Source organism: Cupriavidus sp. 05N40 (assembly GCF_056397305.1).
Genome location: NZ_JBFTND010000163.1, coordinates 1 through 23,236 on the forward strand (window position 1 = coordinate 1; position 23,236 = coordinate 23,236).

A 23,236-nucleotide genomic window follows, 5' to 3' on the forward strand; every position below is an offset into this window, starting at 1 on the left:
GTCCACCACGCCCACCACGAAACCAAGAGGGTGCTATGTCGTGGTCGCTTAAGCCGGTAACGGCAGATGGCCGGACAGGCAGTGTGCTCGCCATCATAGGTCTGACCCCGAAACCAACACCGCTAGCAAGATCGTGGCCGCCCGCACCGGTAACGGCAGGATGCCAGCAGAACCACGGTCCCCACGACGAAACCACCGACAACCAGCAACCCCAATGTTTCTGCCCCTTGATTTTGACGTCGAATTTGAAGTCGAAGTTGACTTTAAAGTTGAAGTTGACTTTAAAAAGGCCTTTGACTTTTAAGTTAAAACCTCAAAGCCATTTCCCCCTCATATCACCCCCTTCCCCCGCAACCCCTCGATCCGCTCCGCCGACATCCCCAAAATATCGCCAAGCACACTATCCGTATGCTCGCCCAGCCGCGGCGCAGCCGCGTCGTAGCGCACCGGCGTGGCCGACAGCCGCAGCGGGCTTTTCACCGTGGGACATACGCCGCCATCGCTGCGCACCATGTCGACCTGCAGTTCGCGGTACCTGACCTGCGGGTCTTCCAGCACCTGGGCGTAGTCGTTGATGGGGCCGCACGGAATGCCTTCGCGCTCCAGCGCTTCCACCCAGTGCGCGGTGCCGCGCGTGCGCATATGCGCTTCGAGCAGGGGCACCAGCACGGCGCGGTTGACGATGCGCCCCGGCCCCGTGACGAAGCGTTCGTCCTGTGCCAGGTCCGGGCGCGCCACGCCGCGGCAGTATCCCTGCCACTGGCCGTCATTGCCGGCTGCCACGATCATGTAGCCGYCGGCGGTGGCGAACACGTGGTACGGCACCATGTTGGCGTGCGCATTGCCGAAGCGGCCCGGCACCTTGCCGGTGACGCGCTGGGAGATGATGGGCGTGGCGCCCACCGCCACCACGGCGTCGAGCAGCGCCATGTCGATGCGCTGGCCTTCGCCGGTACGCTCGGCGTGGCGCAGTGCGGCCAGAACCGCCACGGTGGCGTACATGCCGGTGAACATGTCCACCACCGCCACACCGACCTTCTGCGGACCGCCGCCGGGCAGGTCGTCGCGCTCGCCGGTGATGCTCATCAGGCCGCCGATGCCCTGGAAGATGAAGTCGTAGCCGGGCTTGTGCGCGCTCGGGCCTTCCTGGCCATAGCCGGTGATGGAGCAGTAGACCAGCGCCGGGTTGATCGCCTTGAGGCTCTCGTAGTCCAGGCCGTAGCGCTTGAGGTCGCCGACCTTGTAGTTCTCGAGCACGATATGCGACTTGGCGGCCAGTTCGCGCACGATGGCCTGCCCTTCTGGGCTGGCGATATCGAGCGTGACCGAGCGCTTGCCGCGGTTCGCGCCGGCGTAATAGGTAGCGTCGCGCGAGGGCTTGCCGTCGCCATCGGGCAGCCAGGGCGGGCCCCAGGAGCGGGTGTCGTCGCCCACACCGGGGCGCTCCACCTTGATCACCTCGGCACCGAGGTCGGCCAGGTTCTGCGCGCACCACGGCCCGGCCAGGATGCGGGACAGGTCCAGCACGCGCACGCCGTCGAGCGCGCTTTTCATTGCGCCTTTCATTGCGTCGTTCATCGCGTCCTTCATCGGGGTCGTGCTCATGCGCGGACCTCCGCTACGCCATGGCTGAGCACGGTGACGTCGCGCGCCTGGATGCGCGCGTCGAACAGCACGCGGTGCGCGCCATCGCGCTCGCCGTCGCGCCACATGCGCACCTCCAGCGTCTCGCCGGGGAAGACCGGGCGCGAGAAACGCACGCCGAGTTCGAGCAGGCGGTCGCCGTCGCCGCCGGCGAAGGTGTCCACCAGCGCGCGGGCGGCCACGCCGTACGTGCACAGTCCATGCAGGATCGGCTTGTCGAAGCCGGCCGCGCGCGCCACTTGGGGATCTGCATGCAGCGGGTTGGGGTCTGCGTTGAGGCGGTACAGCAGGGCCGCCTGCGGCAGGATCGCCAGGCTGTGCACCGCGTCGGGCGCGCGCGCCGGCGCGGCCGGCAGCGCCTCGGGCGCGGCATCGCCCTGGCCGAAGCCGCCGTCGGCGCGGCAGAAGGTGGTGTGCGTGACCGTGGCCAGCTCCGCGCCGCTGGCGTCATCGACCAGCGTGCGCTCCACGATCACCAGCGCGCCCTTGTCGGCGCCCTTGTCGATCACGTGGCTGACGCGGGCACGCGCCCGCACCGTGCCCGAAGGCGGCAGCGGACGATGCAGGCGCAGGCGCTGCTCGCCGTGCACGATGCGCACCCAGTCGATGCCGCTCTTCGGGTCCTGCATCCAGAAGCCGGGGTAGGCCAGCACCACGGCCTGCGTCGGGAAAGCCTTGAGCTGCGCCTCGTAGACGTAGCGCAGCTGGCGCGGATCGGTCGGCTGTTCGCCCAGGCCGAGGCCCAGCGCGTACAGGATGGAGTCCTTCTCGCCGTAGGTCTGCACGACCTCCGGGAAGTCCCAATGCTTGATGCGGTTGTAGTCGAGCGGCATGGCTTCAGATCGGGTCCCAGTTGATCACGTCGGGCGAGCGTTCGAGCTTGAAGAAGCTGCCGCGCATGGCGGGGATGGCGATCTCGGCGATCGATTCCGGGGTCCAGCCCTCGCTCATGTGCACCGAGCGCACCGGACGCGGCTGGCTCATCAGGATGATCTCGTTGGCGCGCACGGCGAAGATCTGCGCGTTGACTTCATGCGCGGCATCGCTGGCGAGGAAGGCCGCCATCGGCGCGACCTTGTTGGCCTCCATCTTCTGCAGCTTGGCCACGCGCGCCTTTTCTTCCGGCGTCTCGGACGGGATCGAGCTGGTCATGCGGCTCCACGCGAACGGCGCGATGCAGTTCGAGCGCACATTGAAGCGCGCCATGTCCAGCGCGATCGACTTGGACAGCGCGGCGATGCCGAGCTTGGCCGCCGAGTAGTTGGCCTGGCCGAGGTTGCCGATCAGCCCCGAGGTGGAGGTCATGTGGACATAGGCACCGCTTTCCTGGTCCTTGAAGTGATTGGCGGCGGCGCGGCTGACGAAGAAGGTGCCGTTGAGGTGCACGTCGATCACCGAGCGCCATTCTTCCTCGTTCATCTTGAAGAACATGCGGTCGCGCAGGTTGCCGGCGTTGTTGACCACGGCATCGATGCGGCCGAAGTTGTCCAGTGCGCATTGCACGATGGCGTTGGCGCCCTGCCAGCTCGACACGCTGTCGGTATTGGCCACGGCGGTGCCGCCGGCCGCGCGGATCTCGTCGACCACGCGCTGCGCGGGGCCGGCGTCGCCGCCTTCGCCGGTAAGCGACACGCCGATGTCGTTGACCACCACCTTCGCGCCCGCCTTGGCCAGTTCCAGCGCGACGCCGCGCCCGATGCCGCCACCCGCGCCGGTCACCAGCGCTACCTTGCCTGCCATCAATCCACTCATGCTTTCTACTCCTGTCTACACGTTACATACGATCATTCGAAAATTCGCGGGCGCGCGCCCTCACTCGAGCCGCGCGCCGGATTCCTTCACTACCTTGCTCCAGCGCGTGATCTCCGCATCGATATGCGCACCCAGCGCGGCGGGCGTGGAGCCCACCGGCTCGTAGCCGTTGGCGGCGAGATTGGCGCGCAGGTCGGGCTGGGTCAGCACCGAGGCGATTTCCTTGCTGAGGCGATCGACGATGGCCGGCGGCGTGCCGGCCGGCGCCAGTACCGCGTACCAGCCGTTGATGTCGAAGCCGGGCACGCCGGCTTCGTTCAGCGTGGGTACCTCCGGCGCCAGCGTGGCGCGCTTGCCGCTGGTCACGGCCAGCGCGTGCAGCCGGCCGCTGCGGATATGCGGCATCGAGGTGGAAATGCTGTCGAAGGTCAGCATCACCTCGCCGGCCAACATGGCGTTGACGACCTGGGCGCTGCCCTTGTACGGCACATGGGTCATCTTCACGCCGGCCTGGCTGTCGAACAGTTCGCCGGCCAGGTGACCGGTATTGCCGTTGCCGGCCGAGGCAAAGGTCAGCTTGCCGGGCTCGGCCCTGGCCTGCGCGATCAGCTCGGGCACCGTCTTCGCCTTCAGCGACGGGCTGCCGGCCAGGATCAGCGGCAGGTTGGCCACCAGCGAGACCGGCGCGAAATCCTTGCGGGTGTCGTACGGCAGCTTGGGGTAGAGGCTGGCATTGATGGCATGCGCGGCCAGCACCACGATCAGCGTGTTGCCGTCGGGCTTGGCGCGCGCCAGTTGCTGGGTGGCGATGGTGCCGCCCGCGCCGGGCCGGTAGTCGAGCACCACCGGCTGGCCCAGCCGCTCCTGCAGCTTGGCCGCCACCGGGCGCGCCAGCAGGTCGGCGCTGCCGCCCGGCGGGTAAGGGATCAGCAACTGGATCGGCTTGCTGGGCCAGGTATCGGCCAGCGCCGCTGCGCTGGCGCACAGCAGGCCTGCCGTCAGCGGCGCGGCCAGCGCGGCAAGGAGCCACGATCTGCGGGGGCGTGCCGGTAGTGCTTCCATGCCTTGTCTCCTGGATCTGCCTTGTTCTGGCGGGTTCTGTGTGGTTCCGTGTGGTTCCGTGCGGTTCCGCGTGCTTCTGTCCTGCGCCTGCCTGCCCGTGCGAACGCACGGCATTGCGCGCCTCACTGCAGGGGGATGCCGGTGTCCTTGACCACCTTTGCCCAGCGCTGGCGCTCCGCATTGATGAAATTGCCGAAGTGCTCGGGCGTGTCGCCGCCCGGCACGCCGCCGAGTTCGGCCAGGCGTGTCTTGATCTCGGGCTCGGCCAGGATGGCGGCCACCGTCTTCTGCAGGCGCGACACCACCGCCGGCGGCGTGCCGGCCGGCGCCACCAGGCCGAACCATGCGGTGACCTGGAAATCGTCGAGCCCGGCTTCCTTCATGGTGGGCACGTCGGGCAGCTCGGCCACGCGCGTGGCGCTGGTCACGGCCAGCGCGCGCAGCTTGCCGGACTGGATCTGCGGCAGCGAGCTGGGCAGGTTGTCCACCATCATGGTCACCTGCCCGGCGACCAGGTCGGCCACGGCGGGGGCGGCACCCTTGTACGGCACGTGGATAATGTCGATGCCAGTGCGCTTCTTGAACAGCTCGCCCGACAGGTGCACCGACTGCCCGGTGCCCGACGAGGCAAAGGACAGCTTGCCCGGCTCCGCCTTGGCCAGCGCCACCAGCTCGGCCACCGAGCGCGCCGGCACCTTGGCGTTGACCACCAGCACATTGGGCACCGACACCACCATGGTCACCGGCGCGAAATCCTCGGCACGGTAGGGAAGTTGCCGGTACAGGCCGTAGTTGATGGCATTGGGCCCGATATTGCCCATCATCAGCGTGTAGCCGTCGGGGGCGGACTGGCGCAGCGCCTGCACGCCGATGATGCCGGCGCCGCCGGCGCGGTTATCCACCACCACCGGCTGGCCGAGCACTTCGCCCAGCCGCTTGCCCACCAGGCGCGAAGCGATATCGGTCGTGCCGCCCGCCGCCGCGGGCACGATCAGGCGCACCGGCTTGTCGGGGTAGGCGGCAAAGGCGCTGGCCGCCGGGCCCGCCGCGAAGCCAAGTACGGTGGCCGTGGCCGCCAGCATGCGGGCGCTGTAGCGCAAGGTATCCATATGTCTCCTCCTGGGTGGCCCCGCGGCGGCGCGCGGGACTATCCGGTAACCGCCCGCGCAATACGGGCGATCCGGCCATTTTGGTTCTATTGCCACGCCGAATACGATAAATTGACGGCGGAGACATGGCTATTCACGATTCACAAAAGAGGCCTTTGGCCCAGCAAAACACAATGCATTACGACCTGACCGACCTGCGCCTCTTCCTCAACGTCGGCGAAACCGAGAATCTGACCCGCGCCGCCGAGCGCAGCTTTCTCTCGCTGCCCGCCGCCAGCACGCGCATCAAGCAGCTCGAAGAAGCCTTCCAGACCCAGTTGCTGATCCGCCAGGTCAAGGGCGTGCGCCTGACCCCGGCCGGCGACGCGCTGCTGTCTCACGCGCGCGAGGTGTTCCGCGAGCTCGAATGCCTGCACGCGGACCTGCGCCCCTACGCCAAGGGGGTCAAGGGCCGCGTGCGACTGCTGGCCAACACCACCGCCACCAACTCCTTCCTGGCCACGGCGCTGTCGCGCTTCCTGGCGGAGAACCCGGACGTGGATATCGAGCTCGAAGAACAGCTCTCGCAAGCCATCGTCTCCTCGATCGGCGCGGGCGCGGCCGATCTCGGCATCGTGGCCGGCGAAGTCGCCACCAACGACCTGGAAGTGATGCAGTTGTGCAGCGACGAGCTGATCGTGATCGCGCCGGTCAATCACCCGCTGCCGCAGTTCACCCGCCTGCGTTTCGCCGACCTGCTCGATACCTGCCGCTTCGTCGGGCTCAACCAGTTCAGCGCCATCCAGTCCTTCCTGGACCGCATCGCCAGTGGCATGGGCAAGCGCATCAGCCTGCGCATCCAGCTCGGCAGTTTCGACGCGGTGTGCCGCATGGTGGAAGCCGGCGCGGGCATCGCCATCGTGCCCAACAGCTGCGCGCGGCGCTATGCCAGCCGCAAGGTGCTGCGCTTTATCCCGCTGGAGGATGAATGGGCCAAGCGCGACCTGCGGCTGGTGCGCCGCCCCGGGCGCGAGCTGCCGCAGTTCGCCGAGACCCTGGTGCAGTATCTGAAGGACGCGGCGCAGGAGCCGGTGTAAGGGATCGCGCCCCCGGTCGTTCCGGCGCCGCGTTCACGAGGCGCGCGGCCGCCCGCGCAGCAGGCCTCAAGCCCCCGTCATCAGAGCGTCAGCCTCAGCCTTCCCGTCAGCGCCCCCGGCAACAGACTCGAATCGGTCTGCCGCTCGCCATACGTGCCGCTCGACACGCGCAACTGGCGCTCGCGGGTGAGCGCTTCGAGATGGTCCCCCAGGAATCCGTAGATGCTGTCGTCGAAGCGCATCGTGCCCAGCGGCGCCTGGATGCGGCCGTCTTCCACCCAAAAGGTGGCGAAGCGGGTCATGCCGGTCATGCGCCCGGCCGGCGCGTCTGACCAGTTGAGATACCAGAGATTGCCGATATAGAGCCCGGTGCCGAGCGCGGCCAGCGCATCGGCCTGCGCCAGCGTGCCGGCCCCGAGCGCGAGCGCATGCGGCGCCTCGCCGGCATCCGCGCAATTGACCTCCAGGCCGTACTCGCGCGCACTGCGCGGGTAGACCAGCCGCGCCACCGGCAGGCCGGCGCGCACCAGCGCGGCGTCGCTGCGCGGAATGCCCTCGGGGCCGAAGGCCGGGGCCAGCGCGCCGCTGGCGCGCTCGTCCATGTCGACCATCCCGCTCAGCTGCGCCGCCCCGTCGTAGAGGCGCTGCAACGGGCTTTCTTTCTGCGCCAGCGAGCGCGCGGAAAAACCGCCCCAGCTCAGCATGCCCAGCACTTCGTCCAGCGCCGCGGGCGCCAGGTAAGCGCGGTAGTCGCCAGGGGCAAGCGTGCGTGCCGGCTTGCCGAGGTGCTCCAGCTGGGCGCGCGCCGCGGCGAAGCGGCCGGCGAATTCATCGTCGTCCCAGCGGTTGCCGGCATAGTCGGCCTTGACCGCCTGGCCGTTGGCGTGGAACAGGCTCCAGTCGAAGTGAAAGGCCTGCGCGGCGTGCCAGCCGAAGGCGCCGAAGCTGCTGGCGAAGCCGCGGTAGAGGGGACCGGCGGCGTAGATGCCGACCAGGTCCAGCCCGCGCGCCGCCTCGTCGATCCGGGCCAGCACATGGCCCGTGTCCGGCGGCGCGGCCTCGTCGGCGAAGCTGCGCTGCCAGGGCTCGCGCTCCAGCGTCAGGTAGGGATCGGGYTGCAACTGGGCGAGCGCTTCGCGCAACTGGCGCAGGCCCTCGGCCAGGCGCGCGCGGTCGGCCGCCGGATCGCCGGATAGCGCGATCCAGCTCTTGGCGTGGCGCTCGTCGCGGATCAGCCGCAGGCACGCGGTGGCCTGCGTCACGCGCCCGGCCTGGCGCACCTTTGCCCGGTTGAAGCGGATGAATTCCGAGGACTCCGCGCTGTACCACAGCGTGAACGCCTCGCCCGGCGCCAGCGCGGCGCGCATGTCGTCGGCCAGCGCCGCGAACATGGATTGCGGGGATTGCACCTCTCTCATCACGCGGCTCCCCCGAAGACTTCGACCTGCCGGAACACGCAGGCCGGCGAGGCATGCCCCACTCGCACGATCTGGTTGGGCTCGCCCTTGCCGCAATATGGCGTGCCGTGGACCTCGAAGGTGCCGGCATCGCCGACCGCGGCGAGGCTGCGCCAGAAATTGGCCGAGACGCCGCGGTAGTTGGGATTCTTGACCACGCCCCTGAGCTCGCCGTCCTCGATCAGGCGGCCCCACTCGCAACCGAACTGGAACTTGTTGCGCGCGTCGTCGATGGACCAGGAGCGGTTGGTGGCCATCAGCACGCCGCGCTCGATGCCGCCCACCAGCTGGGCCAGCGTACGGTCGCCGGGTTCGAGGTTGAGATTGGCCATGCGGTCGATGGGCGGGCGGTTCCAGCCGCTGGCGCGGCTGTTGGCCACGCCCGGCAGGCCGCTGCGGAACTGCGAGAGCGCGCCGCCCAGCGGGCGCTGCAGGATGCCGTCGCGAATCAGGAAAGCCTTGCTTGCCGGCTGGCCGTCGTCGTCGTGCCCGTAGCTGCCCAGCTCCTCCGGAATGCCCGGATCGAAGCTGATGTTGAGCAGCGGCGAGCCGTACTGGTAATGGCCGAAGTCCTCCAGCCTGATAAAGCTGGTGCCGGCGTAGTTGCGCTCGTCACCGAGAATGCGGTCCAGCTCCAGCGGGTGGCCGACCGATTCGTGGATCTGCAGCATCATCTGGTCAGGCATCAGCAGCAGGTCGGTGAGACCGGTGGGGGCATTGGGCGCCAGCAGCAACTGCAGGGCCTCGTCCGCCACGCGTGGCGCGGCACCGGCAAAGCCGAGCCGCCCGACCACCTCGAAGCCGCCCTGCTGGCCGCTGCCGAAGCCGCCGAAGGTGCGCGTCTGGCTGTCGCTGCCGTCGAAGGCGGTTACGCTGATGCCGGGATAGACGAAGCGCTGTGCCTGCCATTGCTCGGCACCGGCGCTGTTCAGATAGAGCTGCTCCTGGAACTGGTGCGAGAGGTAGGCCACGTGGTTGACGATGCGCGCGTCCGCGGGCACGCCGGCACTCACCTCGGCCAGCAGCGCGAAGCGTTCGGCCAGGCCGGGAAAGGCGCCGTCCGCGCCCGGCGACGCGTAGCGCGCGCTGCCTTGCGGCGCCGGCAGGCCGCGCATGTCCACCAGCCCGTGCGCGGCGATGCGCTGCGCCAGCTCGCCCGCGCTGTCGAGCGCCCGCTGCAGGCCGGCAGCGCTGATATCGCTGGTGGCGGCATACGCCTCCACGCCGCCCAGGCGCACCGTCAGCATCGCGCCCACGTCGCGCGTCAGCGAAGGCGGCTCGGCCACGCCGCGCCGCAGCGTGCAAACCTCGCCGCTCTCCCGGATCAGGCGCAGCGAGTGAAACTCGGCGCGGGTGGCAAGGCCGGCGAAATCCTGCCTGACGCGTTCGAACACGATGGGCTCCTGGAGAACGATTGCGGGAACAGGCGGCAAGCGGTGCCGGCAATGCGCGCGCAATACGCACCCTGCCTTGCCACCAGCCTCGCCGCCCCGCAGCGGATCTTACCGCGCCGCCACGCCCGCCGCCGCCAGGTTCAGTCCGCCTGCACGCCCGCCGCCTTGATGATCGGCGACCATTTCTCGATCTCGGCCTGCAGCCAGGTGCGCAGGCCTTCCGGCGTCTGCTTGTCCTCGGGCACGATCTCCGCGCCCAGATCAGCCAGGCGGGCGGCCACCGCGGGGTCCCTGAGACCGGCGCGCAGCGCCACGTTGAGCCGGTCGATCACGGCCGGCGGCGTGCCGCGTGGCGCGTAGACGCCGTGCCAGACCTTGACCTCGAAGCCCTTGAGTCCGCCTTCGGCGAGCGTGGGCGCGCCCGGCAGCGACTTGATGCGCTGGGTGGTGGTCACGCCGTAGAGCTTGACCTTGTCGGCCTTGATATGCGGCAGGGTCTGGGTAGTCTGGTCGCACAGGATGTCGACCTGGCCGCCCAGCAAGGCCGTCATCGCGGGTGCCGTGCCCTGGCAGGGAATGGCGGTCAGGTCCACGCCGATGGCCTTCTGGAACAGCATCCCGCACAACTGCGAGACCGCGCCCAGGCCGGCATTGGCCAGGTTGAGCTTGCCCTGGTTCTGGCGGATGTAGGCCACCAGATCAGGCATGGTCTTGGGCGGCAGGTCGTGGCGGCCCAGCAGGGTCATCGGTACGTCGGCCACCTGCCCGACGAAACTGAAATCCGTCAGCGGCTTGTAGGACAGCTTGCTGTATAGCGCCGGCGCGGTGGCCATGCCGTTGTGATGGATCAGGATGGTGTAGCCGTCCGGCGCGGCCTTGGCCACGTAGGCGGCGGAGACGGTGCCACCGGCGCCGAGCCGGTTTTCCACCACCACGCTCTGGCCCAGGTTCTTCGACATCGCCGCCGCCAGCGTGCGCGCCACCACGTCGGTCGGGCCGCCCGCGGCGAACGGTACCACCATCGTGACCGGCCTGGCGGGATAGGCGTCGGCGGCGCGCGCTCCGGACGGCAGCGCCAGTGCCGCCGCCGTGCCCAGCGCGGCGAGCGCCATCCAGCGCCAGGGCGCCTGCCCGGCTGTCCTTGCTTGCCTGCCGCCGGTCTGCTGCCTTTGTCGCGACCCCTGCGCCTTGTAGCTTGCCATTGTCTCTGCCTCCATCGTGTTGAGGTATCCGGCCGGTCCTTCCGGCGCGTTCGCGGACTGGTCGTCCTTCGCCGCGCCGGTCCGGGGACGGCCGCGCCGGCCTTTCTTGTTTGTGCAGCAAGCGTGGCGGCAAAGCGGCGCAACGGCAATACGGATTTCCCTAAGGGTGGGCAAGGCCGCCCGGAAGGGAGCCGGAGTCTCTGGATGTGGCAGCAAGCGCGCCGCGAGGGGTGGTGCCGGCGCCTCTCCAGTCCCGGTCGCCGCCCCGGTCCGGTCCCGCGCCGATGCCGCACCGCTTTGCGCGCTCCCCGCCGGGCGCGCTTCCGGGGGCGCTAAGCCGCTCTTTCGCAAATCCGAATTTCGGCGCGGGAGGGGCTCGGGAATAATGGCCGCAAGCTAAATCCAATAACGGGGCCTTTTTCATGTTCGCAGAGCAGACGCACGACCAGCCGTATCCCGATATCCGTGAAGCCGTGCGTGCGCTATGCACGGGTTTCGATTCCGCCTACTGGCAGCGCGTGGAAGAACAGAACGCCTTCCCGGAAGAATTCGTGCAGGCGCTGACCAAGGCCGGCTGGCTGTCGGCCCTGATTCCCGAGGAATTCGGCGGCTCCGGCCTGCCGCTGACCGCGGCCTCCGTGATCATGGAGGAAATCAACCGCAATGGCGGCAATTCCGGCGCCTGCCACGGCCAGATGTACGTGATGGGCTGCCTCTTGCGCCACGGCTCGGAAGCGCAGAAGCAGCGCTGGCTGCCCGGCATCGCCTCGGGCGAGCTGCGCATGCAGTCGATGGCCGTGACCGAGCCGACCACCGGCACCGACACCACCAAGCTCAAGACCACCGCCGAGAAGAAGGGCGACCGCTACGTCATCAACGGCCAGAAGGTGTGGATCTCGCGCGTGCAGCACTCCGACCTGATGCTGCTGCTGGCGCGCACCACGCCGCTGGACCAGGTCAAGCGCAAGTCCGAGGGCCTGTCGGTGTTCGTGGTGGACCTGCGTGAAGCCATCGGCAAGGGGCTGACCGTGCGCCCCATCCGCAATATGGTCAACCACGAGACCAACGAGCTGTTCTTCGACAACCTGGAGATCCCGGCCGAGAACCTGATCGGCGAGGAAGGCAAGGGSYTCAAGTACATCCTCGACGGCCTSAACGCCGAGCGCATCCTGATCGCCGCCGAGTGCATCGGCGACGGCTACTGGTTCATCGAGCGCGCCAGCAACTATGCGCGCGACCGCATCGTGTTCGACCGCCCGATCGGCCAGAACCAGGGCGTGCAGTTCCCGATCGCGCGCGCCTACGTCAACGTGGAGGCCGCCAGCCTGATGCGCTACAAGGCAGCTGCCCTGTTCGACGCCGGCAAGGCCTGCGGCAAGGAAGCCAATATCTCCAAGCTGCTGGCCGCCGATGCCTCCTGGGAAGCGGCCAACGTCTGCCTGCAGACCCACGGCGGCTTCGGCTTTGCCGCCGAGTACGACATCGAGCGCAAGTTCCGCGAAACCCGCCTGTACCAGGTCGCGCCGATCTCGACCAACCTGATCCTGTCCTATGTGGCCGAGCACGTGCTCGAGCTGCCGCGTTCGTTCTGAGGGCCGCGCACATGTTCGCATCGCACCCGGGCATCCGCCCGCTCGACGGCATCCGCGTGGTCTCGCTCGAGCACGCCGTGGCCGCGCCCTTCGCCACGCGCCAGCTGGCCGATCTCGGCGCACGCGTGATCAAGGTGGAGCGCCCCGGCGTGGGCGATTTCGCGCGCGGCTACGACGAGACCGTCAACGGCCAGGCCTCGCACTTCGTCTGGCTCAACCGCGGCAAGGAAAGCCTCACGCTCGATCTCAAGGACGAGGAAGCGCAGACCGTGCTGCACCGCTTGCTGGCCGACGCCGACGTGCTGGTGCAGAATCTCGCCCCCGGCGCCGCCGCGCGCATGGGGCTGGATTTCGATACGCTGCATGCCCGCTACGACAAGCTGATCGTGTGCGACATCTCCGGCTACGGCGATGCCGGCCCCTACCGCGACAAGAAAGCCTACGACCTGCTGATCCAGGCCGCGGCCGGCCTGATCGGCATCACCGGCAGCGCCGACGAACCCTCGCGCGCCGGCATCTCCATCGCCGACATCGCGGCCGGCATGTACGCCTACACCGGCATCCTCTCCGCGCTGCTGCAGCGCGGGTGCACCGGCACCGGCCTGCGCGTGGAGGTCACCATGCTCGAAGCGCTGACCGAGTGGATGAACTACGCGCTGTACTTCGGCCACTACGGCGGCAAGGCGCCGGCCCGCTTCGGTGCCTCGCATCCGGCCATCGCGCCCTACGGCGTGCATCGCACCGGCGACGGCGGCAGCGTGATCTTCGGCCTGCAGAACGAACGCGAATGGCAGGCCTTCTGCGAAAAGGTGCTGGGCCAGCCCGAACTGCTCAAGGACGCGCGCTTCTCCTCCAACTCGGGGCGCGTGAAGAACCGGGCCGAGCTGACCGCGCTGATCGAGACCCGCTTCGCGCCGATGACGGTGACGCAGGTGGAAGCGCTGCTCGACCAGGCGCAGATCGCCAACGCGCCGATGAACGATATCGAGGCCGTCTGGAATCATCCGCAGCTCGCCGCGCGCGGACGCTGGCGGGAAGTGAGCAGCCCGGGCGGGATGATCGGGGCGTTGTTGCCGCCGGCCAACCTGTCTGGCGTGGAGCCGGTGATGGGGGATGTGCCGGCGCTTGGCGCGCATAGTGGAGATATTCTTTCTGAGCTGGGGTATTCGGAGGGGAGGATTGCTGAATTGAGGGAGCGGAAGGTGGTTTGAATTTGGGTATGCGCGTGGAAGTCTGCTTGCGACTGTGGGCCTGGCGGCTTGGGCTTGGTAGCCCGTTCGCACACATGTAAGTGTCACTTTTCTTTTCTCGAAAAGAAAAGTAACCAAAAGAAAGCGATTCTTGCAGAAGGCTGGGCGCTCAGACTTCAGCTTTGATGGTGGTTTCGTGGTGGGGGCGTTGGCTTCGATCAGGCTGCTGACGCTACCGGCGCGGACCATGGCGACACCACTGGAGGTGTCCGATTCGCGGCGCCGCTGCATGATGGCGGTGGCCCGGGTGATTCAAGCTGCTGCCGCGACCGGCGCGAATGGACACGTCATAGAGGCGGCACTGGTTTCGTGGTGGGTGCGGTGGCTCCCGTGTGAGAGTACCGCAGACACCAGCCGCCCACCACGAAAACACGAGGGTCCTATGTCGTGGCCGCCCGAGCCGGAAACGGCAGAATTCCAGCACAACCACGAACCCCACGACGAAACCGACAGCCTCCGCAACCCTGTTCGGCTCTGCCCCTGCCGGCCAGGCAGTCCGCTTTCTTTGCCTACTTTCTTTTCGGAAAAAAGAAGGCAGGTCGCTCCGGGGGAGCGAAAGCCTTTGACTTTGAAGTTGACTTTGAATTTGAAGCCCTTGACTTTGAAGCACCAGCCTCCACCAGAAGCTGCGAGCCCCAAGCGAGGAACTGCAGGACAAACGAACCAGAGCAAGAAGATGACCCAGCAATCCGACACGAACAATTATCCGACCCGCCAGCTCTGCGACTTCCTGGCCCGCTTCACCCTGGCCGACGTGCCGGCGGAGGTCGTGGAAAAGACCAAGGACCTCTTCCTCGACTGGATCGCCTCTGCGATCGCCGGCAAGGATGCGCCCGCGGTGCGCAAGCTGCAGGAGTTCGTCGCGGCGATGGGCCCGCAGCAGGGCCCGTCCGAGGTCTTCGTGGACCGCCGCCGCACCTCGCCGTACTTTGCCGCGCTGATCAACGGCGCGTCTTCGCACGTGGTGGAGCAGGACGACGTGCATAACGGCTCCGTGCTGCACCCGGCCGCGGTGGTGTTCCCGGCGGTGATCGCCGCCGCGCAGGCGGAGGGCAAGAGCGGCGCGGACGTGCTGCTGGCGTCCATCGCCGGCTACGAGGCCGGCATCCGCATTGGCGAATTCATGGGCCGCTCGCACTACCGCGTGTTCCATACCACCGGCACGGTGGGCACGCTGGCGGCGGCCGCGGCGGTGGCCAAGCTCTACGGCATGGACGCCGAAGGCATCAACCAGGCACTGGGTTCGGCCGGCACGCAAGCCGCCGGCCTGTGGGAATTCCTGCGCGACGCGGCGGATTCCAAGCAGTTGCACACGGCCAAGGCCGCGGCGGACGGGCTGATGTCGGCCTGGATCGCGCGCGCTGGCTTCACCGGCGCGAAGCGCATCCTGGAAGGCGCGCAGGGCATGGCGGCGGGCATGTCGAGCGATGCCAACCCGGCGGCGCTCACCGATGGCCTGGGCACGCGCTGGGCCACCGCCGAGACCTCGTTCAAGTTCTTCGCCTCGTGCCGCCACACGCACCCGGCGGCCGACGCGCTCAAGGCGCTGATGCTGCGCGACCAGGTCCGCGCGGACCAGATCGCCGCCGTGACCGCGCATGTGCACCAGGGCGCGATCGACGTGCTCGGCCCGGTCACCGATCCCAGGACCATCCACCAGGCCAAGTTCTCGATGGGCACGGTGCTTGGGCTGGTCGCGGTGCACGCGCACGCCGGCCTCGGCGAGTTCGAGGACCATGCGCTGCAGGATGCGCAGGTGGCGGCCTTCCGCGACAAGGTGGAGATGGAACTCGACGACGAGATCAACGCCGCCTATCCGCGCCAGTGGATCGGCCGCGTCACCGTCAGGACCACCGACGGCCGCACGCTGGGCGCGCGCGTGGACGTGCCCAAGGGAGACCCCGGCAACACGCTGTCGCGTCCGGAACTGGAAGCCAAGGCGGTGCAGCTGGGCGCCTTCCGCCACGGCGGCAGCGAAGCCGAGATGCGCGCCATCATCGCCCGCGTATGGGCGCTGGAGAAACAGGCCAACGTCAACGACTGGCTGCCCGGCGCGCGCTAACGTTCGAGAGCCATCATGTCCACTGCATCCAACGCTTCCACCGCCATCACCTACCTGTTCGTGCCGGGCGACCGGCCCGAACGCTTCGACAAGGCCGCGGCGGCCGCGCCCGATGCGCTGATCCTCGATCTCGAGGATGCCGTGCACCCGGACGCCAAGCCCGCCGCGCGCACCGCCATCGCCGCCTGGCTGCTCGCGCGCGGCGCGCAGTCGCAGGCTTATGTGCGCATCAACGACACCAGTTCGCCGGCCTTCGCGGCCGACATGGACTGGCTGCGCGCGCTGCCGCCCGACGCGCCGCTGGCCGGCCTGCTGGTGCCCAAGGCCGAGGACGCGGTCGCGCTCGGCGAGATCGCCCAGGCGCTGGCCCAGGTCAATCCGCAGGGCCGCGTGGTGGCGATCATCGAAAGCGCGCGCGGCCTGCATGACATCGATGCGGTGGCCAGCGCGCCGGGCGTGTCGCGCCTGGCCTTCGGCTCGCTCGATTTCGCCGTGGACCTGGGCTGCGCCCACACCCGCGAGGCGCTGCTGATGGCGCGCTCGCGCATCGTGCTGGCCTCGCGCGTGGCCGGCCTGCCGCCGCCCGTGGACGGCGTCACCACCGCGCTCAAGGACGAAGCCGTGCTGGCCGACGACGTGGCCCACGCGCGCGCGCTGGGCTTTGCCGCCAAGCTGTGCATCCACCCGGCCCAGCTCGCCGCCGTGCGCACGGGCTTCCTGCCCACCGCGCAACAGCTCGACTGGGCGCAGCGCGTGCTGGCCGCCACCGCCGGCGGCAGCCATGCCGTGCAGGTCGACGGCAAGATGGTCGACCGCCCCGTTATCGAACAAGCCCGGCGCATCCTCGCGCTCGCCGGCCACCCCGAAGCCCAGCAAGCCAACCCGTCATGACCCAGCTCGAACACCTGCGTACCTGGATCGGCCGCAGTGAAAGCCGCACCGAGACCCTTGCTCCCGAACCCGTGACCGGGCTCGCCGCCACCCTCGACCTGGACGGCGACGCGCTCGTGCGCGGCCCGCTGCCGCCCCTGTGGCACTGGCTGTATTTCCTGCCGCGCGCGCCGCAGCGCGAGCTGGGCCAGGATGGCCATCCCGCGCTCGGCGGCTTCATGCCGCCGATGCCGCTGCCGCGCCGCATGTGGGCCGGCGGCGAACTCGAGTTCAAGCGCCCGCTACGCGTGGGCGATACCGTCACGCGCACCTCCACCGTGCGCAACGTGGAATACAAGACGGGCCGCAGCGGCGAGCTGTGGTTCGTCACCGTGGAGCACGTGCTGAGCGTCGACGGCGAAGTCGCGCTGAACGAGCGCCACGACCTGGTCTATCGCGCCATGCCCGAGCCCGGCGAGCCGCTGCCGCCGCGACCGCGCCTCGCGCACCAGGCAAAGTGGCAGCGCCAGCTGCACGCAGATCCGGTCATGCTGTTCCGCTTCTCGGCGCTCACCTTCAACGGCCATCGCATCCACTACGACCACGACTACGTGCGCGACGTGGAAGGCTATCCCGGCCTGGTGGTGCACGGCCCGCTGCAGGCCGTGCTCGCGCTCGACCTGGTGGCGCGCGAAATGCCGGCGGACAGGGTGCGCCGCTTCGGCTTCCGCGGGCTGGCGCCGCTGTTCGACCACGACACCGTGACGGCTGTGCGGGGTCACCGCCGCGCAGGCGCAGCAGAGTCCCGGCTACCCCACCCGCCCGGTCACCCTGATCGTGCCCTACGCGCCGGGCGGCACCACCGACGTGGTGGTGCGCCGGTTCGCCGCGGCGCTGCAGAAATCGCTGGGCCAGAGCGTGGTGGTGGAAAACAAGCCCGGCGGGGCCGGCACCATGGGCGCGCTCGCGCTGCGCCAGGCCAGGCCGGATGGCTACACCTTGTCGATGATGCCGGTGACGGTGTTCCGCCAGCCCTTCATCCAGAAGACCGCCTTCGATCCGGCGCGCGATTTCACCTACCTGTCCCGCATCACCGGCTACACCTTCGGCGTGGTGGTGCGTGCCGACTCGCCATGGAAGAGCTGGCCTGATTTCCTTGCTGCCGCGCGGGCCCGCCCGGGCAACGTCAGCTACGGCTCGCCCGGCCAGTTCAGCTCGCCGCACATCACCATGATCGAGCTGACGACCAGGGAGAACCTCACGGTCAACCACGTGCCGTTCAAGGGCGATGCCGACTGCCTCAACTCACTCATGGGGAACCATGTACAGCTCTGCGCGGCAGGCAGTGCCGCCGGCACCCTGGTCGATGCCGGCAAGCTGCGCTGGCTCAACCTGTGGACCGCGCAACGCTCGCCACGCTGGCCGGACGCGCCCACGCTGCGCGAGCTCGGCTACGACATGGTCTCCAACTCGCCCTATGGCGTGGCCGGCCCGAAGGGAATGGACCCTCAGGTGGTGCGCATCCTGCAGGACGCGCTGCGCCGCGCGGCCGAAGACCCGCTGCACCTCGCCGCGCTCAAGCAGCAGGACCAGGACCTGATGTACCTGGACAGTGCCGGCTACACACGCTTTGCCATGCAGCAGATCGCGCAGGAAAAGGCGCTGGTCGAGCGACTTGGYATCAAGGCAGAATGACTATGCGCAGACACCCGACACAACCTCGTTGCGCAGCGACTGCGACAGCCCGGCCACTGCGCCGCAAATGCCTCGCCGCGCTCTGCGCGCTGGCAGCGCCGGCGCTTGGCCTGGCGCCGGCCGGCACCGCCTGGGGGCAGCAAGACTTCCCGACCCAGCCGTTGCGCCTGGTCGTGCCCTATGCCGCGGGCGGTCCCACCGACGCCTTCGCCCGCGTGCTCGCCGAGCATTGGGGGCAGAAGCTCGGCAAGCCGATGGTGGTGGAAAATCGTACCGGCGCGGGCACCGTGGTAGGCACGGACTATGTGGCGAAGGCCAGGCCGGATGGCTACACGGTGCTGCTGACCACGGTGGCGCACGCCGTCAACGACAGCATCGTGCCGCACCTGCCGTACCGCACCACGCGGGACTTCACGCCGGTGGGACTGGCCGCGAGGGCGCCCCTGGTGCTGCTGGTCACGCAGGCATTCCCGGCGCGCAACCTGGCGGAATTCGTCGCCTACGTGAAGCAGCATCCCGGCATGGTGAACTACGGCTCGGCCGGCAATGGCAGCGCGCCCCACCTTGCGTCCGTGCTGCTGGACCAGATGGCCGGCCTGCAAACCACCCACGTGCCCTATCGGGGCACGGGCCCGGCCATGACCGACCTGATCGGCGGCCAGATCGGCTACATGATCGACAGCGCCCCTACCGGCCTCGCCCAGGCCAAGGCCGGCACGGTGCGGCTGATCGCCACCACCATGAAGGCACGCCTGCCCCAGACCCCGGGCGTTCCGGCCGTGGCCGAAGCCGTGCCCGGCTACGAGGCCTACACATGGAATGGCGCCTTCGTCCCCGCCGGCACGCCGCCGGCGCGGGTGGAACAACTCAACCGCGCGCTGCGCGCGGCGCTGGCCGACCCGCAACTGCGCCAGCGCGCCTACGAGATGGGCCTGCTGCTTGAAGCCGACCCCAGCCCGCAAGCGCTCGCCGGGCACCTCGAAACGGAACTCGCCAAATGGCGCAAGGTGGCACAAGCCGCCCATATCCAGGAACCCTGAACCATGTCCATGAATCCCGGCGCGCGCGCCGATGCCGCTGCCAAAGGCACCGGCAGCACCAGCAGCACCAGCATCACCACCGACACGCCATTCGATCCGCGCAGCCACCGCATGTGCGAACAGCGCTACTTCGAGGACTTCGTCCCCGGCGAACGCTTCGTGCTGCCTTCGCGCACCATGACCGAGGCCCTCTTCGCAGCCTTCCAGCTCGCCAGCGGAGACAACCACCCGGTGCACTACGATGCCGAGTACTGCCGCGCGCACGGCATGCCGCACATGCTGGCGCACGGCTACCAGGTGCTGATCCAGACGGCGGCCGGCGCCGGCTTGTTTCCGCATATGGTGGAGGAGTCGCTCAAGGGCTTCATCGACCAGAGCAGCCGCTTCCTGCATCCCGTCTTCGTGGGGGATACCTTGTACAGCACGCTGGAGGTCGCCGAGCTGGCTCCCAACCGGAGCACCGGCGTGCTGACGCTGCGCTCCACCGTGCACAACCAGCATGGCGTGCTGGTGCTGGACGGCACGCAGCGCTATCTGTTGCGCAAGCGGGCGCCGGCGGGTTGATCGTGCCGGGTGGCGGGTAGCCGCCCACATGCTTGTTCCCTTCTCCCGCTTGCGGGAGCGGGGAGCCAAGGTTCGCCACCCTCGCCCCTTCGTCCCGTCCCCCTTTCTCCCCTTCTCCAATACGGGCCTTGTCGGCAAAAAAAAATCGCGGCCCGTGCGAGCCGCGATTTCTACCTGCGAAGCCTGCGCACTCAGCGCATCGTCATTCCACCTGGATCTTCGCCGTCTTGACCACGCCGCCCCACAAGGCCAGTTCCTTCTGGATGCGGTCGGCCAGCGGCTTGGGACCGGTGATGTTCAGGTCGTATCCGCCCTGCGTCATGCGCTGCTGGAACGCACGATCGTCACCGATCGCCTTCTGCGCCTTGACCAGCTTGTCCACCACGTCGGCGGGCAGCTTCTGCGGGCCCACCAGCGCGTACCAGCCGGTGAGATCGTAGTTCTTCATGYCGGACTCGATCATGGTTGGCACATTGGGCAGCGCGGCGTTGCGGCCCTTGGACGTCACCGCCAGCGCGCGCACCTTGCCGCCCTGGATGTGACCGATGGCGGTGCCGGTGATGTCGAACATGAAGGTCACCTTGCCACCGACCACGTCGGCCATGGCCGGCGAATTGCCCTTGTACGGCACGTGCAGCATCTTTACGCCGCCCATCTGCGCCAGCAGCTCGGCCGACAGGTGATTGGACGCGCCCACGCCGGCCGAGCCGAAGCTGACACCGTCCGGGTGCTTGCGCGCATAGTCCACCAGCTCGCCCACGTCCTTGGCGGGGAATTCCTTGTTGATCAGCAGGACGTTCGTGTAGTCGGTGATCAGGCCGATGTAGCTGAAGTCCTTGGTCGGGTTGAAGTTCACCGACTTCTGGATCAGCGGCGTCATGGTCATGGTGGGGCTGGCCACGAAGTACAGCGTATAGCCGTCCGGCGCCGCCCGGGCCGTCAGGTCGGCGGCGATGGCGCCGCTGGCGCCGGCGCGGTTGTCCACCACCACCGGCTGCTTGAGCGCGCGGCCCAGGTAATCGGCATAGATGCGCGCAGCGGTATCGACCGGGCCGCCAGGCGCGTAGCCCACGATCAGCTTCACCGGGCGCGCCGGGTAGGCGTCGGCCCATGCGGCGCCTTGCACCGCGGCCAGCAGCAGGCCGGCCATCATCCATCGTTTCATTTGCATCTCCTCCTTATTGTGTTTGTCGCCGGGCCGCGCCATGCGCGCTCCGGTACACGTGCGCTTCGACCCGTGGCGAAGCGCTGCCGGGCGTCAGGCAGCCGCGGCGCTGCCATCCACCAGCGCGCGCAGCGGCTGCTTGAGCAACTTGCCGCTGGCGGTGGTGGGGATGGTTTCGATCACGCGGATCTGCGCGGGGCGCTTGTACGGCGCCAGGCTTTCGCGCAGGTAGGCTTCCAGCGCGGGCATGTCGATGCGGGCACCGGGCTGGGTTTCGATGAAGGCCACCACGTCTTCGTTGCCGTCGGCCGCCTGGCGCCCGACCACGGCGGACTGGCGCACGCCGGGGAAGGCATTGATGACGGACTCCACCTCGATCGGATACACATTGAAGCCCGAGCGGATGATCAGGTCCTTCGAACGGCCGACGATGAACAGCGCGCCATCCGGAGCGAGGAAGCCAAGATCGCCGGTATTGAGCCAGCCGCCCGGCAACAGCGCCTCCGCGGTCTGTTCTTCGTTGCGGAAGTAGCCGCGCATCACGCCGGGACCGCGCACGCGGATCTGGCCACGCTCGCCGGGGGGCATCGGCTGGCCCTGCTCGCTGGTGATGGCGATCTCCACGCCCTCGACGATATAGCCGGCCGAGCAGTCGGTGCGCGGTGCATCCTTGCGCGTGATGAACAAGGAGCCGGCGTACTCGGTGATGCCGTAGCCGTGGTGCAGCGGCTGGCCGAACCACGCCTCGGTGTCGCTCTTGAGGGTGGGGTCCAGCGGCGCACCGCCGGTATAGAGGTAGCGCAGGCGCGGGAACGCGGTGGCGCCGTTCTTGCCGGTCCTGGCCGACGACTCGCGCGCCAGCGCCATGATGCGCGTGAACATGGTCGGCACGCCCTGCAGCATGGTGAGGCCGGGCGACTCCAGCGCCGTGAACACGTCGGCCGCGTCGAAGCGCGGGCGCATCACCAGGCTGGCGCCGGCGTAGAGCGTGGCCATCAGCACCGTGGCAATGCCGAAGATGTGCGACAGCGGCAGCGCGCCATAGGCGATATCGTCCGGGCCCAGGTCGCGCGAGGTCGCCGAGATGCGCGCGAAGATGGTGAGGCCGGCATGCGGCACCATCACGCCCTTGGGGGCGCCGGTGGTGCCGGAAGTGTAGATCAGCGTGGCGATGTCGCGCGCCTGTGCGGCATCCACGCGCTGCGGCGCCCGCGCGGCGCGCAGCACGGCGAAGCGCGGATCGAGCGCGGCGCAGTCCGAGGGCTGCGCGCCGAGCCGTGCGGCGTGCGCGGCTGCTACGTCGGACACGTGGTTGGTGAAGAAGGTCAGCAGCGGCTCGGCATGGTCACGGATGCCGTCGATCTCGCGCGGGGAAAGCCGCGCGTTGACCTGGATCGGCCACGCGTGCAGCGCGCTGCAGGCAAACAGCATCACCACCATCTCGGTGCAGTTCTCGCCCACCACCATCACGCGGTCGCCCTGGCCCACGCCCTGCGCGGCCAGCCAGTCGCGCGCGGTGGCGATGCGCTGCCACAGCGCGCCATAGCTCAGGATCCCGTCGCTCTCGTACAGGCAGGGCGAATCAGGCGAGCGCTCGGCCCAGTGTTTCGGGATGTCGTGGATGAACTCGGGGCGGAAGGAAGACATGATGCGGGCGATGTAATGCGGATGAAGCTGACGAAAGGGAAGCCGGTGCCCGAAGGACACCGGCTGCGGACAAGCTTATTGGTCGAGGTGGATGCCGGCCGACTTGATCAGGCCATCCCACTTCTGGTACTGACTGCGCATATATGAGCCGAACTGCGCCGGCGTGGACGGAAACGGCACCGTGCCCTGCGCCGCGAGGCGCGCGGCCAGCTCGGGCTGCGCCAGCGCGGCCACGATCTCGGCGTTGAGGCGGTCGACCACGGCCGGCGGCGTATTGGCCGGCGCGGCCACGCCGAACCAGGCGGTCAGCTCGTAGCCGGGCACGCCCGCGGCGGCCAGCGTTGGCACGCCCGGCAACTGGTCCGAAGGTTTCGCGGTGGTCACGCCGAGCGCGCGCACGCGGCCGTCGCGCACATAGGGCAGCGCGGTGGAAATGCTGTCGAACATCATGGTCAGGCGCCCGCCGATCAGGTCGGTCATGGCCGGGGCGCTGCCCTTGTACGGCACGTGGTCGATGCGCACGCCCGCCATGTGGGTAAACAGCTCGYCCGCCAGGTGCGAGGACGAGCCGTTGCCGAACGAGCCGTAGCTCAGCTTGCCGGGCTCGCGCTTGGCCAGCGCGATCAGTTCGGCCACGTTGCGCGCGGGCACCGAC

19 protein-coding genes and 1 pseudogene are annotated in these 23,236 nt (G+C 68.7%); 9 read left to right on the plus strand and 11 right to left on the minus strand.

Annotation, left to right across the window (positions count from 1 at the left end; all coding sequences use genetic code 11):
• Positions 1–330: 330 nt before the first annotated feature.
• From AC1DO7_RS29435 to AC1DO7_RS29455, 5 genes are all read right to left on the minus strand, one after another.
• The gene (locus AC1DO7_RS29435; RefSeq protein WP_477116885.1) at positions 331–1,566 is read right to left on the minus strand and encodes a CaiB/BaiF CoA transferase family protein; all 1,236 of its coding nucleotides are present in this window, start codon (positions 1,564–1,566) and stop codon (positions 331–333) included.
• 35 nt (positions 1,567–1,601) lie between these two features.
• The gene (locus AC1DO7_RS29440) at positions 1,602–2,477 is read right to left on the minus strand and encodes a MaoC/PaaZ C-terminal domain-containing protein (protein WP_441650069.1); all 876 of its coding nucleotides are present in this window, start codon (positions 2,475–2,477) and stop codon (positions 1,602–1,604) included.
• Positions 2,478–2,481: 4 nt separating this feature from the next.
• Complete coding sequence (locus AC1DO7_RS29445) at positions 2,482–3,396, minus strand: SDR family NAD(P)-dependent oxidoreductase (RefSeq protein WP_441622231.1); 915 nt, start codon at positions 3,394–3,396, stop codon at positions 2,482–2,484.
• 60 nt (positions 3,397–3,456) lie between these two features.
• The gene (locus tag AC1DO7_RS29450; protein WP_441650068.1) at positions 3,457–4,458 is read right to left on the minus strand and encodes a tripartite tricarboxylate transporter substrate binding protein; all 1,002 of its coding nucleotides are present in this window, start codon (positions 4,456–4,458) and stop codon (positions 3,457–3,459) included.
• A 122-nt stretch (positions 4,459–4,580) separates the two neighbouring features.
• Positions 4,581–5,540 (minus strand): Bug family tripartite tricarboxylate transporter substrate binding protein, encoded by a 960-nt coding sequence (locus AC1DO7_RS29455; protein ID WP_441622275.1) that lies wholly within the window; start codon positions 5,538–5,540, stop codon positions 4,581–4,583.
• Between the two features lie 200 nt (positions 5,541–5,740).
• On the opposite strand from AC1DO7_RS29455, the gene AC1DO7_RS29460 reads away from it, so the two are divergent.
• Positions 5,741–6,643: a LysR family transcriptional regulator gene (locus tag AC1DO7_RS29460; RefSeq protein WP_441622227.1), complete on the plus strand. Its 903-nt coding sequence runs from the start codon at positions 5,741–5,743 to the stop codon at positions 6,641–6,643.
• A gap of 80 nt (positions 6,644–6,723) precedes the next feature.
• On the opposite strand, the gene AC1DO7_RS29465 is transcribed toward AC1DO7_RS29460, so the two are convergent.
• From AC1DO7_RS29465 to AC1DO7_RS29475, 3 genes are all read right to left on the minus strand, one after another.
• The gene (locus AC1DO7_RS29465; RefSeq protein ID WP_441650067.1) at positions 6,724–8,061 is read right to left on the minus strand and encodes a metallopeptidase TldD-related protein; all 1,338 of its coding nucleotides are present in this window, start codon (positions 8,059–8,061) and stop codon (positions 6,724–6,726) included.
• A complete protein-coding gene (locus AC1DO7_RS29470; protein ID WP_441650077.1) occupies positions 8,061–9,497 on the minus strand; it encodes a TldD/PmbA family protein in 1,437 nt (478 codons plus the stop codon). The genes AC1DO7_RS29465 and AC1DO7_RS29470 overlap by 1 nt, the downstream gene beginning before the upstream one ends.
• A gap of 137 nt (positions 9,498–9,634) precedes the next feature.
• Positions 9,635–10,606, minus strand: a complete 972-nt coding sequence (locus AC1DO7_RS29475) for a tripartite tricarboxylate transporter substrate-binding protein (RefSeq protein ID WP_441650076.1) — start codon at positions 10,604–10,606, stop codon at positions 9,635–9,637.
• A 512-nt stretch (positions 10,607–11,118) separates the two neighbouring features.
• On the opposite strand from AC1DO7_RS29475, the gene AC1DO7_RS29480 reads away from it, so the two are divergent.
• From AC1DO7_RS29480 to AC1DO7_RS29515, 8 genes and pseudogenes are all read left to right on the plus strand, one after another.
• Positions 11,119–12,288 carry an acyl-CoA dehydrogenase family protein gene (locus AC1DO7_RS29480; RefSeq protein WP_477116880.1) on the plus strand — a complete coding sequence of 390 codons (1,170 nt, stop codon included), beginning with the start codon at positions 11,119–11,121 and terminating at the stop codon, positions 12,286–12,288.
• An 11-nt stretch (positions 12,289–12,299) separates the two neighbouring features.
• The gene (locus AC1DO7_RS29485; RefSeq protein WP_477116881.1) at positions 12,300–13,499 is read left to right on the plus strand and encodes a CaiB/BaiF CoA transferase family protein; all 1,200 of its coding nucleotides are present in this window, start codon (positions 12,300–12,302) and stop codon (positions 13,497–13,499) included.
• 715 nt (positions 13,500–14,214) lie between these two features.
• The gene (locus tag AC1DO7_RS29490) at positions 14,215–15,600 is read left to right on the plus strand and encodes an MmgE/PrpD family protein (protein WP_441650065.1); all 1,386 of its coding nucleotides are present in this window, start codon (positions 14,215–14,217) and stop codon (positions 15,598–15,600) included.
• Positions 15,601–15,615: 15 nt separating this feature from the next.
• Positions 15,616–16,491 (plus strand): HpcH/HpaI aldolase/citrate lyase family protein, encoded by an 876-nt coding sequence (locus tag AC1DO7_RS29495; RefSeq protein ID WP_441650064.1) that lies wholly within the window; start codon positions 15,616–15,618, stop codon positions 16,489–16,491.
• Positions 16,488–17,285, plus strand: a pseudogene (locus AC1DO7_RS29500) (HTD2 family dehydratase); the annotation flags it as partial. The gene AC1DO7_RS29495 and the pseudogene AC1DO7_RS29500, both read left to right, overlap by 4 nt.
• Positions 17,286–17,394: 109 nt before the next feature.
• Complete coding sequence (locus AC1DO7_RS29505; RefSeq protein WP_477116882.1) at positions 17,395–18,165, plus strand: tripartite tricarboxylate transporter substrate binding protein; 771 nt, start codon at positions 17,395–17,397, stop codon at positions 18,163–18,165.
• Entirely contained in the window at positions 18,162–19,205 is a 1,044-nt protein-coding gene (locus AC1DO7_RS29510) for a tripartite tricarboxylate transporter substrate binding protein (protein WP_441650061.1), read from the plus strand. The genes AC1DO7_RS29505 and AC1DO7_RS29510 overlap by 4 nt, the downstream gene beginning before the upstream one ends.
• A gap of 111 nt (positions 19,206–19,316) precedes the next feature.
• The gene (locus AC1DO7_RS29515) at positions 19,317–19,769 is read left to right on the plus strand and encodes a MaoC family dehydratase (RefSeq protein WP_441622269.1); all 453 of its coding nucleotides are present in this window, start codon (positions 19,317–19,319) and stop codon (positions 19,767–19,769) included.
• Positions 19,770–19,971: 202 nt separating this feature from the next.
• Here AC1DO7_RS29515 and AC1DO7_RS29520 read toward each other — a convergent pair whose 3' ends face one another.
• From AC1DO7_RS29520 to AC1DO7_RS29530, 3 genes are all read right to left on the minus strand, one after another.
• Positions 19,972–20,934 (minus strand): Bug family tripartite tricarboxylate transporter substrate binding protein, encoded by a 963-nt coding sequence (locus AC1DO7_RS29520; RefSeq protein WP_477116883.1) that lies wholly within the window; start codon positions 20,932–20,934, stop codon positions 19,972–19,974.
• Between the two features lie 93 nt (positions 20,935–21,027).
• The gene (locus tag AC1DO7_RS29525) at positions 21,028–22,581 is read right to left on the minus strand and encodes a class I adenylate-forming enzyme family protein (protein ID WP_441622207.1); all 1,554 of its coding nucleotides are present in this window, start codon (positions 22,579–22,581) and stop codon (positions 21,028–21,030) included.
• A gap of 75 nt (positions 22,582–22,656) precedes the next feature.
• A partial coding sequence (locus tag AC1DO7_RS29530; RefSeq protein ID WP_477116884.1) for a tripartite tricarboxylate transporter substrate-binding protein occupies positions 22,657–23,236 on the minus strand: 580 nt, incomplete at its 5' end.